General features: G+C 70.7%; 13 protein-coding genes. 2 read left to right on the plus strand and 11 right to left on the minus strand.

The window, feature by feature from the left end; genetic code table 11:
* Positions 1 to 387: 387 nt before the first annotated feature.
* The 3 genes from OHT61_RS30355 to OHT61_RS30365 all read right to left on the minus strand — a co-directional run bounded on the left by OHT61_RS30355 (position 388) and on the right by OHT61_RS30365 (position 3,487).
* On the minus strand, positions 388 to 1,278 hold the full coding sequence (locus tag OHT61_RS30355; RefSeq protein WP_329042590.1) for an LLM class F420-dependent oxidoreductase: 891 nt from the start codon (positions 1,276 to 1,278) through the stop codon (positions 388 to 390).
* 108 nt (positions 1,279 to 1,386) lie between these two features.
* Positions 1,387 to 2,310, minus strand: coding sequence for an RNA polymerase sigma-70 factor (locus OHT61_RS30360; protein WP_329042593.1), 924 nt, complete (start codon positions 2,308 to 2,310; stop codon positions 1,387 to 1,389).
* 559 nt (positions 2,311 to 2,869) lie between these two features.
* Positions 2,870 to 3,487 (minus strand): hypothetical protein, encoded by a 618-nt coding sequence (locus OHT61_RS30365; RefSeq protein ID WP_329042595.1) that lies wholly within the window; start codon positions 3,485 to 3,487, stop codon positions 2,870 to 2,872.
* Positions 3,488 to 4,057: 570 nt separating this feature from the next.
* Between OHT61_RS30365 and OHT61_RS30370 the strand changes: the two genes are divergently transcribed.
* The gene (locus OHT61_RS30370; protein WP_329042596.1) at positions 4,058 to 4,507 is read left to right on the plus strand and encodes a spore-associated protein; all 450 of its coding nucleotides are present in this window, start codon (positions 4,058 to 4,060) and stop codon (positions 4,505 to 4,507) included.
* 139 nt (positions 4,508 to 4,646) lie between these two features.
* On the opposite strand, the gene OHT61_RS30375 is transcribed toward OHT61_RS30370, so the two are convergent.
* The 7 genes from OHT61_RS30375 to OHT61_RS30405 all read right to left on the minus strand — a co-directional run bounded on the left by OHT61_RS30375 (position 4,647) and on the right by OHT61_RS30405 (position 12,382).
* Positions 4,647 to 5,645 (minus strand): nuclear transport factor 2 family protein, encoded by a 999-nt coding sequence (locus OHT61_RS30375; protein ID WP_329042597.1) that lies wholly within the window; start codon positions 5,643 to 5,645, stop codon positions 4,647 to 4,649.
* 107 nt (positions 5,646 to 5,752) lie between these two features.
* Complete coding sequence (locus OHT61_RS30380) at positions 5,753 to 7,099, minus strand: MFS transporter (protein ID WP_329042599.1); 1,347 nt, start codon at positions 7,097 to 7,099, stop codon at positions 5,753 to 5,755.
* A 272-nt stretch (positions 7,100 to 7,371) separates the two neighbouring features.
* Positions 7,372 to 8,208 (minus strand): HpcH/HpaI aldolase family protein, encoded by an 837-nt coding sequence (locus OHT61_RS30385; RefSeq protein WP_329042600.1) that lies wholly within the window; start codon positions 8,206 to 8,208, stop codon positions 7,372 to 7,374.
* The gene (locus tag OHT61_RS30390) at positions 8,205 to 8,978 is read right to left on the minus strand and encodes an SDR family NAD(P)-dependent oxidoreductase (protein WP_329042601.1); all 774 of its coding nucleotides are present in this window, start codon (positions 8,976 to 8,978) and stop codon (positions 8,205 to 8,207) included. Before OHT61_RS30390 ends, OHT61_RS30385 begins: the two co-directional genes overlap by 4 nt.
* Complete coding sequence (gene hisD, locus OHT61_RS30395; protein WP_329042602.1) at positions 8,975 to 10,285, minus strand: histidinol dehydrogenase; 1,311 nt, start codon at positions 10,283 to 10,285, stop codon at positions 8,975 to 8,977. Before hisD ends, OHT61_RS30390 begins: the two co-directional genes overlap by 4 nt.
* 118 nt (positions 10,286 to 10,403) lie before the next feature.
* Positions 10,404 to 11,162, minus strand: a complete 759-nt coding sequence (locus OHT61_RS30400) for an alpha/beta fold hydrolase (protein ID WP_329042604.1) — start codon at positions 11,160 to 11,162, stop codon at positions 10,404 to 10,406.
* Positions 11,159 to 12,382 carry a hypothetical protein gene (locus OHT61_RS30405; protein WP_329042605.1) on the minus strand — a complete coding sequence of 408 codons (1,224 nt, stop codon included), beginning with the start codon at positions 12,380 to 12,382 and terminating at the stop codon, positions 11,159 to 11,161. The genes OHT61_RS30400 and OHT61_RS30405 overlap by 4 nt, the downstream gene beginning before the upstream one ends.
* A gap of 318 nt (positions 12,383 to 12,700) precedes the next feature.
* Here OHT61_RS30405 and OHT61_RS30410 point away from each other — a divergent pair, with 318 nt between their 5' ends.
* On the plus strand, positions 12,701 to 13,696 hold the full coding sequence (locus OHT61_RS30410) for a LacI family DNA-binding transcriptional regulator (RefSeq protein ID WP_329042606.1): 996 nt from the start codon (positions 12,701 to 12,703) through the stop codon (positions 13,694 to 13,696).
* Positions 13,697 to 13,736: 40 nt separating this feature from the next.
* On the opposite strand, the gene OHT61_RS30415 is transcribed toward OHT61_RS30410, so the two are convergent.
* Positions 13,737 to 14,111 (minus strand): hypothetical protein, encoded by a 375-nt coding sequence (locus tag OHT61_RS30415; protein ID WP_329042608.1) that lies wholly within the window; start codon positions 14,109 to 14,111, stop codon positions 13,737 to 13,739.
* Between the last annotated feature and the right edge of the window lie 118 nt (positions 14,112 to 14,229).

The following is a 14,229-nucleotide window of genomic DNA, read 5'->3' on the forward strand; positions in this document are numbered from 1 at the left end:
GCGCAGCGTGACCACCACCGCAGCCGAGCCCTTGTGCCCGCCTGTCTCCGCTCTCCACTTTCCGGTCTGTGGCCGTTCGTCGTGCGTAAGGCTGTCGCGGTGTCCATCGCACCTCCAGTGCGTCGCATCCCTGCCATGACGGGAACCTGGCCCGGGGCGATGGAACCGGTGCCCGCTCTCCGGCCCGTCTCGTCCGCGTCTCCGTGATCCGGTGGCTCCACGGCCGTCGGACGCGAGGGAGAAGCGCCACGGACATGGCGGAGGCCGAGGTGCCCCACCACGAGGGTGGAGCACCTCGGCCTCGGGTTCGCTGCACGCCGGGGGAGAGGGGCTGCTCCGCCGGGCCTTCCGGACTCCGGGGGCCCGGCATCGAGGGAGGCCCGGTCTCTACACCTCGTCGGCGAACACGGAGGCCAGTTCCCGCCATTCGGGAAGCGGCAGACCGGAGCCACCCTCGTCGGCGGTCAGAACCTGGAACGCGATGTGGTCCGCACCCGCGTCGTAGTACTCCGTCGCGCGGGCCTTCACCTGTTCGGCGTCGCCCAGGGCGAACAGGGCGTCGAGCAGCCGGACGCTCCCGCCGTCCTCGAAGTCACTCTGTGCGAAGCCCAGGCGCAGCAGGTTGTCGGTGTAGTTGGGGAGCTGGAGGTACATCTCCAGCATCGTCCGCGCGGTGGTGCGGGCCCGGTCGACGTCCGTGTCGAGCACGACCGACAGCTCCGGGGCCAGCAAGGCGTCGGGGCCCAGCGCCTCGCGCGCCTCCGCGGTGTGCTCGGCCGTGACGAGATACGGGTGTGCGCCGAGCGCGCGGTCGGTCGCGAGCTTCAGCATCTTCGGGCCGAGCGCCGCCAGAACCCGTCGCCCGGAGTCGACCGCCGGACCTGCCGCCTCGAGTGCGTCGAGGTACGACACCATGGCGCTGTACGGCTTCGCGTACTGCGGCACCATCGGGCCGTGGCTGACGCCCAGGCCGAGGACGAACCGGCGCCGCGCCGCCGCGTCGAGGGTCTCGATGCTCGCCGCCACCTCCTCCGCCGTGTGGTCCCAGATGCTCAGGATGCCCGTGGCCACAGTGACCTTGGAGGTGGCGGAGACCAACGCGACCGCGTCGTCGGGCGACGGACTGCCGCCGAGCCACAGCGTGCCGTACCCCAGGTCATCGAGTTCGGCCACCGCTTCGGCGATCGCCCGCCTGCCCGCGTCGTCGGTCCGTGACCCGTGCAGGGCTCCGCTCCAGATGCCGACCCGTCCGAATGCCGTGCGCGTCTCAGAAGTCATGGTCTGATCAACAGCGCCCCGCCGCCGCTATTCCCGGGCCGCGCCTGGTTCATCCGAACGGGTGGCGACGTTTCCCACCGCACCCCCGGTGGTGACCGCGGACCACCTTCATTCCACGAGCCTGCGTGCCGCACGGACCTGGTGATGCAGGGCCCACGCGTCCGCCACCGGGCCCAGATGCGCGAGCTTGTCGGGATTGATGACCGTCCCGATCGCCTGGATCCGTCCGTCGAGCACATCGAGCGCCATCGTGTGCAGCACTCTGCCGTCCCTGTCGCGGAAGACCGCGCCCGGCCGGCCGTTGACCTCGTGCGTTTCGAGCACGACGTGGGTCCGGAGCATCGACGGGAACACGGAGGCCAGAAGCCGGGCCACGCTCTCGGAGCCGTTGACGGCCCTGGCGAGCTGCGGAGCCTTCCCGCCGCCGTCGCCCACCATCGTCACATCAGCGGCCAGGAGTTCCCGGAGCCCGTCCACATCGCCGTCCCTGAGGGCGTCGAAGAACTGCGCCGCCAGGACCTCCCGTTCCTTCCGGTCCGCCTCGAAGCGGGGCCGTCCCGCCGTCATGTGACGCCGGGCCCGCACCACCAGCTGCCGGCACGCCGCCTCCGACCGGCCGACCGCGGTGGCGACCTCGGGGAAGCCGAAGCCGAACACCTCCCGCAGCACGAACGCCGCCCGCTCCAGCGGGCTGAGCCGTTCGAGGAGCAACAGGGCCGCCATCGACACGGAGTCGGCCAGCTCCGCGGATCGCGCCGGGTCCTCGTACGGGTCGGTGAGCAGTGGCTCGGGGAGCCACGCGCCCACGTACTCCTCCCGGCGCACACGAGCCGACCGCAGCACGTCGATGGAGACCCGGGTCACCGTGGCGGAGAGGAACGCCTTGACCGATCTCGGTTCGGTCGAGGAGGTCTCGAAGCGTAGCCAGGTCTCCTGGAGGGCATCCTCGGCCTCACTCACACTCCCGAGGATCCGGTAGGCGATCGAGAAGAGCAGCGGCCGGAGTTCCTGGAACTCCTCGGTCCTGCTCATGCGCAGCCGCCCCTGACGGCACGGGGTCCACGGGACGCCGCACAACGGTACGCGCGGGCCGGGCGCCGACACGCGCCGTCCGGCCCTTCGGCCCGCCGCTCTCCAGGGGAGGACCCCGCCCCTCCCGACAGCCGGCCTGCCGTCAATCCGTCACCTGTTCGCGTCGCGAGGTCCATCGTCCACTCCTTCACAGCGAATCCCCTGGACTCCTCGGGACGAGACAGCGCCCCTCACTGTGACATCGCCGTCCACCGGACACGGGGAAGCATGTGTACGCGTCCCGGGCCTGTCCGGACGGGAGCGAACACGGGCGGTCCCGGTCACATGCGCGGTGTCGGACGGGTGTGCGCCCCGGATCCGTCCGTTCACGTCGGCCGCTGGCCAGGGGCCGGGCTTCGTGACCACGTCAAGGTGTGCGACGCGTGTCGTCACGATCTGGTGGACGCCCTGACCTCGCCGTCCGCCCGGAACACGGCTACGCGGTGACAGGGCGCCCCGGACGCCGGTGCGTCGTCGTGACCCGTCCGCCGGGTGAACGACGGGACGACGCCTGACAGGGCTATCGTGCGTTTGCCTCGGCTGTTTCGGGAGCGGCGTCGGCCGACGCGCGAGGTGACACGAGACCGTAGAAGACGGAGCGTCCCTGCTTGTGACGCTCCAACAAGCCCTGCGCCACGCCCTGTTCCAGCGTGTTGCGCACAACGGCGACCTGTACGCCGCGTTTCGGCTGCTCCTGCGTCAATGCGGCGGCGACCTCGGCCGACGACTTCGGCTCCCGCTGGCCCGACAGGTATTTTCCGACCAGTTCGCGCCAGGTCGGCTCGCCGGTGGACTTCGCCCCACCGCCCTTCGCGGCGGTGGACTTCGGCCCGCCACTCTTCGCGGCGGTGGACTTGGACCCACCACCCTTCACGGCGCTGGTCTTCGGTGCCGCGTCCTTCGCCGCGGCGGACTTCGTCTTCGCCGGCTCCGACGCGGATCTCCCCGCCCGCTTGCGGACCGCAGGCCTGCCCTTGGCCCGGCGGGCCGGCGGCACCGAGGCGGTCGCCCGCGACTCGACGGCGGGAGCGACCGGCTCCGCCGTGGTGTCCAGCACCGCCTGCATCCTGATCAGGACCTGCTCACCGCTTTCGAGGTGGATGAGCTGCTCCTGAAGGTTCGTCAGTTCCGCACGCACTCGCTCCTGTGCACTGCGGTTCTCCGACAGATCGTCGGCGATTCGCTGTGCGTAATCCGCGCTGATGCCGGCTGGTGGAGAATTTTTGGCCATGTGATCCTCGTCGTTGGCTGAGCTTCAAGGTGTGTGGTCGCTGATGCTACTCACACCGACAAGGTCACGGAGGCATTCTTTTACGCAAAGTGTGACCTACTCGAACAGGGGACTGCTCCTGTGCCGCGCCCTCCACACAGTTCGCCCATCGATTTGCCTGCCGTGATCCGACCCGTCGCCGTCCTGGGACGGGTGCCACCGCTGCCGGATCACCAGGAGCGGCCGAGGTGCTGGATTCAGCCAATGGTGCGGGTGTGGTGGTGCTGTGAAGTCCGCTGTTCGAACCAGGTCGACTCGGCACCGGAACGGCTCACGAGGCTGCTCGCCGGGTGGCGCCCGCCGTACCGCTCGCGCCGGGCGGATCCGCCTGGCGCGGCCGCGCCGACAGCTCGGAGTGATTGCCGCACAACCATCTGTGCCTGTCGCGGGTCACATCAAGCAGGAGCAAACAGCTCTCAGGGACACAAGGGGGAAATAATGGGAATCAGGCGCAATATCGCGACTGCCGGAGCGGTGACCGCACTGGTGGTGGGGGCCACGACCGCATTCAGCGCCACCGCTTCCGCCGCGCCCAACGTCACGCCGCAGGGTGTCTGCGGCAGTGCGTACAAGACCGTCAACTCCGTGCCCGTCGGTTCGCTCGGGACCGTCTACCTGACGTACAACTCCGCGAACGGCAAGAACTGCGTCACGACCATCCGGTCGACCCCGGGCAAGGCCAAGCCCATGTCCACGTACATCTACGTGCCCGCCACCGACGAGTACGCCGGTGACAACGGGAACTTCACGTCGTACGCCGGCCCCGCCCGCGTGTACGGCAAGGGCTACTGCGTGAGCTGGGGCGGCAACATCGACAACGTGTACGTGTCGGTGGAGAACTCCAACTGCGCCTCGCTGAAGGAGCGCAGGACGGTCGAGGTCCGCTGATCCGGACGTCTGCCGGCCGCGGGTTCCCGTGCCGCTTCCCGTGATCCTCCTGGCAGCCCCGGCCTTCCGGGGTGTCGGACGGTGTGCGTGGGCCGCGGACGGCCCGGGAACCCGCGAGGGGCCGGCGGGTGGTCGCCGATCAGTAGATGTTGGCCTCCACCTCCGGCCCGTCTCCCCGGGTGCCGTTGATCTGGGCCCGGAGCGAGATCTCGTCGTAGACGCGGTGCTCACGGACGATCCTGCCGCCCTGGACCAGGAACTGAGACACACCCAGCACGGTGACCGGCCGGTCGGTCAGCGGGCCGAAGGCCGGTGTTCCCCGGTAGGTGCCGTGCATGGTCCAGGTGACGGCGATCCGCAGGCCGGCGTACCGCTCGGCGTGGTTGGTCTGCACGTCCCGCACCGCGAACCGGGCGTCGGGGAAGGCTCCGACCATGGTCAGCAGATCACTCTGGTACCGCTCGGGGCGGATGACGGTCCGGTCGCCGATCGTGTGCAGGAAGAGATCCCGCACCATGTAGTCGTTGACCTTCTGCAGACGGCGCTGCGTCCACACCTCGTCGATGAACTCCAGCACCATCTCGCACTCGGGGCGGAACTCGTCGGGGCGAGGTCCGCTGACGCCGGCCAGCAGCACGTCCGCGGGAGGCGCCTCGGTCATCGACCCGCTGTAGCCCTGGAACCGGAGGGCGCGCGCCGCCTCGTCCGGGTCGGCACCGCGCTGCAGGCAGTCCGCGAGCTCGTCCCGTACCACCCACTCCTCGACCATCCGGCCCCTGCGGTAGAGGCAGTTGGCGACGGTCCGCTTGCGGATCCGGATGTTCCTGCCGTCGACCAGGTGTTCGTCCGCCGAGAAGACCAGGTGCGAGCTGAGGAAGGCGTCGTCACCGCGGGCCTCCCACACCACGTCCTCGGCCTGGCCGATGTGGCCGGGCGTGCTGCCCATGCGCATGGTGCTGCCCTCGATCACACCGTCGCGGCCCACCACGGTCCCGAGACTCGTGTGGACGATCGAGTCCGGCTCGTAGTTGTCGACGATGTAGGAGATGTCGCGACCGACCCAGATGCGGTCCGTCACCTCGCGGATGAAGTCGTCCGGGTCGGAGTAGGGGAGGTGGGCGACGGGGTCCAGCGGCATGGTGTTCACCTTTCGGCCGATCATGTGAATGCGTATGTAGTGGATGGTGCTGCGGGAGAGTGTCTCCCGTGGTGGCGCCGGGTCACCGGCAGTCGGTCCGGCATGGCTCAGGCGGAGAACTTGTCCGACCCGAGATGACTCCGGTACGTCTCGGTCATGAAGGCGCTCACGACGACCAGGGCCAGGACCGCGGCGGCCGCGAGATAGACCCACACGGCGTAGATCGTGTCGAAGCTGGAGACCAGCAGGGCGGCGACGAACGGCGTGATCCCCATGAAGATGGAGAACGAACTGTTGTAGGCGATCGCGCTTGCGCTGAACCGCGTGCGCGTCGCGAAGAGTTCCGCCGTGCAGACCGTGACGATGCCGGTCAGGAAGAACTCGGGGACGATGTAGATCAGCTGGCTGGCCACGGCCGCGCCGAAGGTGCCTCCCTCGCCGACCCGGAAGGCCAGCGGGACGAGGACGATGCAGGCCACGGCACCGGCGATCAGCATCGGCTTGCGCCCGATCCGGTCCGAGAGGGTGCCGGCCAGCGGCAGCAGCGGGATGAGCACGGCGATCGAGAGCGCGTTGGACGTCAGCGCCATCCAGCGCGGCAGGCCCAGGGTCCCGGTGAGGTACTGCGGGTAGAAGGTGACCCAGCTGTAGGACAGGATCGCGAGCATCACCGAGACGCCGCAGAAGACGAGCATCGGCCGCCACTGCGTGCGCAGGGCGTCCAGGACCGGCGACTTCGCCACCTCCGTGCCGTTCTCCGTCGCCCGGACGAACTCCGGCGACTCCTCGATGCGGCTGCGCAGCCAGATGCCGACCGCGCTCAGCGGAAGCGCGAGGAGGAAGGGTATGCGCCAGCCCCAGGAGTCCAGGGACGGGCCCTGGAAGAGCCAGCTGGTCAGAGCGGCGGTGCCGGCCCCGGCGAGGATTCCGGCGAAACAGCTGTTGGAGGCGTACGAGGCGTAATAACCCCGTCGTTTCGGCTCCGCCCACTCCACGATGAAGGCGACCGCCCCGACGTACTCACCGCCCGAGACCATGCCCTGCACGACGCGGAGCAGCAGCAGGAGCACCGGGGCGAGGATCCCGATCTGCTGGTACGTCGGCAGTGCCCCGATCAGGGCCGTGGTGACGCCCATCAGGACGATCGTCCACAGCAGCGTCTTCTTGCGGCCCACGCGGTCGCCCCAGCGGCCGACGAGCGTCCCGCCCACGGGCCGGAAGAGGCACGCGATGGCGATGATCGCGTAGGTGCTGAGCACGGCAACCGCGGGGTCGCTCTCCGGGAAGAAGGCCGGAGCGAGCACCGGGGCCATGTAGCCGTAGAGGCCGTAGTCGAACTGTTCGACGAAGTTGCCTATGCTTCCTGCGCCGATCGCTCGGCGAATCGCATTCCGCTTCCGGATGTCGATCCCCTGGGTGCCGGGGGCGGTGGTGGGTGGAGCTACGGCGGACACGGCTTCTCCCTTCGCGCGGTGACTGGGGTATGCATACGTATGAACTTCTGCCGAACACTAAGGAGCGGCGCTGAAGCCGTCAAGAGGTGGAGAGGTGCTGCTCGGTGAGCGTTTCGAGGAGGCCGGGGGGCGCGGCGGACCCAGGCCGGAGGCCGTACCGGGACACGCGGAGCGCGCCCCGCCGGCCGGCGTAGGGACGCCGACAGGGTGCGCAGGGCACAACCGGGGGCACGCTCACCCCTCCGCCCGTACACCCGCGCCTCATCGGACGCTCATGCCGGCCCCGGCCCCGGCCGCCTTCTCTCCCACACACCCGCAGAGCCGGAACCCCGCGGTTCCGGTGCGGCGAGCGAGCGGAAGGTGTCCATCAGGACCTGCGCCATGTTGCAGAGCACCAACTGCGCACCCGCCCGGCCGGCCGCCCTGGCGCCCTCGGCGCCCGGGACGATCGTCATGACGGACCGCCCCGCCGCCCGCGTCGCCCGGTGCACCTCGGCGGTCAGGCCCTCGATCACCCCCTGCGCCGGGAAGCCGCAGTCGGCGGCCAGGTCCGCCGGGCCCACCAGGATCGCGTCGAGCCCCTGCGTGGCGGCGATATCCTCGGCGGCGGCACAAGCCCTCTCCGTCTCGATCATGGCCACGACCAGGGCTTCGCGTGACGCCGCCACGTGCTCGGCCGCCGGGACCGTCCCGAAGCGCCCGGCTCTGCTGTACGTCGCGAAACCCCGTGTCCCCAACGGCGGGTAGTGGACGGCCTCGACCGCCCGTCGCGCGTCCTGAGCCGACTCGATGTGCGGATGGATGATGCCCGCGGCGCCCAGGTCCAGACAACGCAGTGCGAGGGCGGGCTCGGACGTACCCACCCGCACGAGGACGTCGATGCCCTGAGCGGCCGCCGCCGTCAGATGGTGCTGGAGGAGAGCCGTGTCCGCCGGTCCGTGCTCGCAGTCGACGACCACGTAGTCGAGACCCGCGACGCCCGCCATTTCCACCAGCGTCTCCGAGGGCAGCCGCAGCAGGACGCCGTGGAGCTGTTCACCGCGGGCCAGCCTGGACTTGAGGGAACGCCGCCCGGAGCGGGCCGCGGGGGAGGGGAGCGATGCCGTCACCGCGCCACCATCCCCGCCGAGAGGTCGATGTCCGCACCGCACAGCCCCGGCATCCGCAGCATCGCGAGCACGGCGGCGCCCACCTCGTCCTCGGTCACCATCCGGCCGAGGGCGGACCGGGAGACGAAGGCCTCCTCGGCCTGGGCGTAGCTGCCGCCCGTGCGCTCCGCCTCCAGCCGGAAGTTGCGCTCCATCCTCGGGCCGGAGACCGGCCCCGGCGACAGCGAGTTCACCGTGACACCCGACGGGCCGACCTCGCCCGCGAGGGTGGCCGTCAGACCGATGACCGCCATCTTGGACGCGCAGTACGGCGTACGCCGCAGCAGCGGCCGCTTGCCCGACACCGAGGCGATGTTCACGACGTCCCCGGTGCCGCGCTCCGTCATGGCGGGCAGGAAGGCCCGGCACATCAGGAACACTCCGCGCACGTTGACGTCGAAGACCTCGTCCCAGTCCGACGGAGAGACGTCGACCAGTGGCGCCACGGGTCCTGCGATCCCGGCGTTGTTCACGAGGACCGAGATCTCCTCGCCGGCAAGGCCCGCCGCCAGTTCCCCGACCTCCTGCGGTGACGACACGTCGCACACCCGGTGGACGACACCGGGGCCGAGGCGCGAGGCGGTCTCCCTCAGCGCGGACGCGTTGCGGCCCGTGATCACCACCCTCGCCCCGTCGGCCACCAGCGAACGGGCGATCGCGGCACCGAGACCGCTGCCGCCTCCGGTGACGAGCGCCGTGCGCCCGCTCAGCGGGGCCCGGCCGCCGCTCATGCGCGGGCCTCGTCGTTCCACGGCAGCGTGCCGTTGCCGTACTTCGCGGAGCGTACGTCGCCGGAGCGGGCATGGCCCTCGAAGAGCTCGACGCGTGCCGCCCGCCCGCACACCTCGCCGAGCAGCGCCGACGACGCGGTGTCCGTGACCTCCTGATAGGTCACCGTCTTGAGGTACTTGCCCACCCACAGGCCTCCCGTGTAGCGGGCGGCTCCCCGGGTGGGCAGGACGTGGTTCGTGCCGATGACCTTGTCCCCGTAGGAGACACAGGTGCCCTCGCCCAGGAAGAGCGCGCCGTAGTCCCGCATCCGGTCCAGCGCCTGGCGAGGGTTCTCCGTGAGGACCTCCACGTGCTCGGTCGCGTAGGAGTCGGCAACGGTGAACGCCTCGTCCAGCGAGTCCACCACGACGATCTCGCCGTGGTCCCGCCACGCAGGGCCCGCGAAGTCGTTCGTCGGCATGCCGGGCAGCAGCCGTTCGATGTGGCGCTCGGCCTCCCGGCCCAGCGCCTCGGACGTGGTGACGAGTACGGCGGGTGAGTCCGGGCCGTGCTCGGCCTGCGAGAGGAGGTCCACGGCCACCACGAAGGGGTCCGCGTGTTCGTCGGCGATCACCAGGATCTCCGTGGGACCCGCGAAGAGGTCGATCCCGACCTCGCCGAACAGCTGGCGCTTGGCCTCGGCCACGTAGGCGTTGCCGGGACCCGCGATCAGCGGCACCCGGCCGACCGTCTCGGTGCCGATGGCGAGTGCCGCCACCGCCTGGACCCCTCCCAGCAGATGGATCTCGTCCGCGCCCGCCATGTGCATGGCCGCGACGGTGGCGGCGGGGATCTCCCCTCGGATGGGCGGGGTGCACGCGGCGACCCGCTCCACCCCGGCCACCTTCGCGGTCACGATCGTCATGTGCGCCGACGCGGTGAGGGGAAAACGCCCGCCCGGCACGTAGGCGCCCGCGCCGGCCACGGGTACGTGCCGGTGGCCCAGCCGGACACCGGGGAGGGTCTCGATCTCCACATCGTGGAGCGAGTCCCGCTGCGCCCGGGCGAAGGTGCGCACCTGCTCCTGCACGAAGCGGATGTCCTCCAGGACCGTGTCCGGCACCCCGGCGACGATCCGCCTGATCTCGTCCGGGCTCAGGCGGAAGGACTCGGGGCTCCAGTTGTCGAACTTCTCGGAGTACCGGCGGACCGCTTCGTCGCCGTGTTCGCGGACGTCGCCGAGGATGCCGGCGACCCGGTCGGCGACGTCCGCGCGAGCGGAGCGCACCTGGGCGTCGGGGGCGGAGGACTTGAGGAAACGAGGCATGTCGCTCTCTTTCGGGAGTGGTTCTCGATCGCGGGGGGAGCAGCGGAGAGGGAGTGCGGGGGCGGGGGGAGGAGACGCGGCGTACTGGCCGGGGCGAGGTGTGCCCTCAGGTGCTCGATCAGCGAGGTGCGCCCGGGTCGGAGAGATGTGCGGCCCTGTGTGCCGCGGCCCGGTCGACCAGATCCCGCAGCGCCGACGAGACGGCCTCGGGGCACTGCCAGGGCAGCAGGTGGCCCGCTCCGGGCAGGTCGTGGAGCCGCGCCCCTGGCAGTGCCCGGGCGATCACGCGATGGAAGTCCGGGGGGCACAGGGCGTCCTGCCCTCCGGACAGGACCACCGCGGGGCAACGCGCCCGGCGCAGCGCTCCGACGGCGTCCCGTCGGGTGGCCTGGGCGGCGAGCTGGGCGCGCGCGACGCGAGGGCCGACGGCGAGTGCCATACGCCGGTAGCGGTCCGCCGATCCGCCGGGTGGAGGGGACGCGGGGAACATGGCCGGCAGCGTCTGCTCCACGACGTCCCCGAAGCGCCCGTCGGCGATCAGCCCGTCCATCGCACGCCAGGCGGCGTACTGGTCGGGGCGGGGTGCGCCGGCGTTCGTCGACATGACGCACAGTCCGCCGATCCGTTCCGGGGCCCGGCGCAGCGCCTCGAAGGCGACGATGGCCCCGAGGCTGAGTCCGACCACGACGAACGGCCCGCTCACCGAGGAGAGCAGATCCTCGGCCATGGCGCCGATGTCCGGCTTCGCCGGTTCGACGTGGTGGACCGCGTGCCCCTCGGGGAAGTCGACGCCGGCCCAGAGGGACGCGTCGCACAGCATGCCCGGGACCGTCACCACGGGCAGCGGACCCGACGGCCCGCCGGCGGGGGCGGTCACCAGCGGCGCGCTGAGCGGGGCAGCAGCGCGTAGGGCGCGACGTAGCCGTTGTGGTCGATGCCGAACCCGGCGTCGGCGGCGCTCTTCTCGACCTCCTCGTCCCAGTCCAGGCGGACCCGGCCGTCACCGGAGTTCACGACCATGAGGTCACCCCGCCCGTCGCCGACGTTGCGTACGGTCCGCCACGCGTCCTGGGGCACCGAGAGCATGTCGCGCGGGCCCAGCCGAACCGGGACGGGGTCGGTGCGGTTGAGGGTGATCTCCCACAGGCCGTCCTTCACGATCAGCGTCTGTGTCTCACGTTGCCGGTGGAGGGAGATGCCCTGGCCGGGCTCGGCGCGCAGCCAGGCGACGTTGTGCCCGTGAGGGTTGAAGATCCGCGGCTCCTGGTGCAGGTCCTCCGTCATTCCGAACCCGATGACGCAGCTCAGGAGGGCGCCTCCGCCGGGCAGGGCGCTGTCGAGGAACGGCTGCTCGGACCAGACCAGGTCGTCCGCCGACGCCACACGGCGCCGCATCTCATCGGGGCTGTAGTGGCGCAGCCGGTCGATGTGTTCCCGCGCCATCGGCTTCGTGAGTTCCGTCCCGTCGGGGATCTCGTCGCCGGCGACCGTGTCGATGAGTTCGTTGTCGGCGCTGAGGTAGAGGCCGTGGTCCTCCGCCTCGCGCAGGACCGATGGGCCCCAGATGATGCCGCCGGTGTGGTCCATGCCGAGCACGGTGAACATCCAGCCGTCGTCGGGTCCGGTGTTCGTGAAGCCGCGGAAGATCCAGGTGGGGACGGAGGCGATGTCACCCGCCCTGAGCAGGTGCTCGCCCTCGGAACCGTCGGCACCCCAGCGCAGCAGGTACTCGCCCTCGGTGCAGACGAACACCTCGGCCGTGTAGTGGAGATGGAGGTTGTTGGTGATTCCGTGGGGCATGGCGGCCGCACCGATGTTGTAGCCGTGCGGCAACCGGAGGTTGACGTGCTGCCCGGCCGCCTGCGAGACGCCGGGCCCGATCATGGCGTAGTTCTCCTTCCGGTCCGACCCCGGTGTGCGGCAGTCGATGAACGCCTGGTTGCAGGAGACGAAGTCGCCGCGGCGGATCGTGCGGCGCTCCAGCTCTGCGGCCGACACGACCGCATCGGCCGCCTCGGACACGACCGGATCGGACACGACCGGATCGGACACGACCGCATCGGGTCGGACTGCATCGGGCACGAGTGCATCGGACATGACGGCTCCTTCGTCTTCGCTTGGAATACGTATGCATTCCCATGACAGGTCCTGTCCGGGCGTATGTCAAGGGGTCGCTCGGGATCGCGTCACGGTGCGGGGTGAGCCGTAGGTGCATCGGCGAAGCGTGAGGGTGAGGATTCACCGAACGTCTCCACCGCCACAACAGGCCGCCGGTGTCCGGTGATTCGGGAGGGGAAGGTGCGGGGACGCCGCCCGGAGCGTTCGCCCGGCGGCCTCCCCGAAACGGTGCTACATACGTATAGTGGTGCCGGAGTGCCGCAGTGCGTTGTCCGTGCGGCGGCGAGGAGAGGGCGGATGTCGATCACGAGTCACGACGTGGCCAGGCTGGCAGGCGTGTCCCAGCCCACGGTCTCCCGCGCCCTGCGCGACGATCCCCGGGTGTCCGCCGCGACCCGTGAGAAGGTCCGGCAGGCCGCGCAGGCGCTGAACTACGTGCCCAGCGAGGCCGGCCGTACGCTCTCCACCCGGTCCACCCGGCGCATCGGGGTGATCGTGACCGACCTGACGAATCCGTTCTACCCGCACGTCGTCGCGCCCCTGCACGACGAACTGCAGCGTCTCGGCTACCGCATGATGCTCCTCACCGAACGCTCGGACGAGGCGGTCGCCGAGGAGAAGCTCCTCGACCAGTCCCTGGACGGCGTGGTGCTCGCCACGGCCACCACCGATTCCCGGCTGCCCGCCCAGCTCGACCGCCGGAACATGCCGTACGTCTTCCTCAACCGCGACATGGGCGGGAGCGGCGACTACGCCTCCGTCGTCGACAACGAGGGAGGGGGCCGCCAGGTCGCCGACGTGCTCATCGGGCTCGGACACCGGCGGATCGCCGGGATCTTCGGTGCGGCCAACACGACGACGGGGCGTGAGCGCGAGATGGGCTTCCGGCTCGCCCTCGCGGACGCGGGTGTGGGACTGCCCGCCGACCGCGTGGTGCGGGGCGCCTTCGAGTACGAGACCGGCTACCGGGCCCTGCCCACCCTCCTCGACGCGGCCGAGACCCCCACCGCCGTCTTCTGCGGCAACGACGTGGTGGCCATCGGCGTACTGAACGCGGCCCTCGCGGCAGGACTCCGGGTCCCCGACGACCTGACCGTGATCGGCTTCGACGACCTCCCCATGGCGGCATGGGAGGTCTTCCGGCTGACCACGGTGCGGCACGATCTCGGAGAGCTCTCCCGTCAGGCGGCGCGGCTCCTCGTCCGGCGCATCGACGGCCAGGCAGACCCCTCAGGTGAACGCCTCGTCCTGCCCACCGAGTTCGTGCCCCGGGCCACGCACGCGCGCTGCTGATCAAAGCCCTCGTGGGAGGACGGCGGGACATCGGGGAGCGTCACCGCATCAGCGTCTCGAACCCCGCATCGTCGCAGTACGTCACGACGCGGCCCTCCGCCTCCGAGTCGCCGTGGTGCATCGCGGCAGCCGTCGCCTCGCCCAGCGTGCGGCCTCCGCCGACGGGTTCGTCCTTGAGCGCGCGCATCGCGAGGAAGGCGTCCTGGGCGGTGGCCTCCACCTCTTCGAACCCTGATGCCGCCGGATCCTCCGTGTCCTCCGCGTTGCGCGCCCTCTGCCAAGTCCCCAACTGCGTGCAGTAGCTCTTCCGCTGCTCGGTCAGCCACTGCGCGTCGCCGGCCGCGGACGAGGAACACCCCGCCCCCGTCGCCACCAGAGCCAGAGCCGTGACCAACGCTCCGAACGCCCGCGCCATTTCGCCCCTGACTGTCACGTATTCCGCCCGACGCAGTCGTCCGCGGTCCGGCAGGAGCGTACTCCCTGCGCGCCCGTCCGGGGCAGCGCCCATCGGCACGCACGGGGGCCGGCCGGCA

Source organism: Streptomyces sp. NBC_00178 (assembly GCF_036206005.1).
Classification (GTDB): Bacteria; Actinomycetota; Actinomycetes; order Streptomycetales; family Streptomycetaceae; genus Streptomyces.

Bases quoted from the DNA above. Each gene is read 5' to 3' on its own strand.
- OHT61_RS30355 (WP_329042590.1), bottom strand. From the start codon at position 1,278: ATGACTTCTGAGACGCGCACGGCATTCGGACGGGTCGGCATCTGGAGC.
- OHT61_RS30360 (WP_329042593.1), bottom strand. From the start codon at position 2,310: ATGAGCAGGACCGAGGAGTTCCAGGAACTCCGGCCGCTGCTCTTCTCG.
- OHT61_RS30370 (WP_329042596.1), top strand. From the start codon at position 4,058: ATGGGAATCAGGCGCAATATCGCGACTGCCGGAGCGGTGACCGCACTG.
- OHT61_RS30375 (WP_329042597.1), bottom strand. From the start codon at position 5,645: ATGCCGCTGGACCCCGTCGCCCACCTCCCCTACTCCGACCCGGACGAC.
- OHT61_RS30390 (WP_329042601.1), bottom strand. From the start codon at position 8,978: ATGAGCGGCGGCCGGGCCCCGCTGAGCGGGCGCACGGCGCTCGTCACC.
- hisD (WP_329042602.1), bottom strand. From the start codon at position 10,285: ATGCCTCGTTTCCTCAAGTCCTCCGCCCCCGACGCCCAGGTGCGCTCC.
- OHT61_RS30405 (WP_329042605.1), bottom strand. From the start codon at position 12,382: ATGTCCGATGCACTCGTGCCCGATGCAGTCCGACCCGATGCGGTCGTG.
- OHT61_RS30410 (WP_329042606.1), top strand. From the start codon at position 12,701: ATGTCGATCACGAGTCACGACGTGGCCAGGCTGGCAGGCGTGTCCCAG.
- OHT61_RS30415 (WP_329042608.1), bottom strand. From the start codon at position 14,111: ATGGCGCGGGCGTTCGGAGCGTTGGTCACGGCTCTGGCTCTGGTGGCG.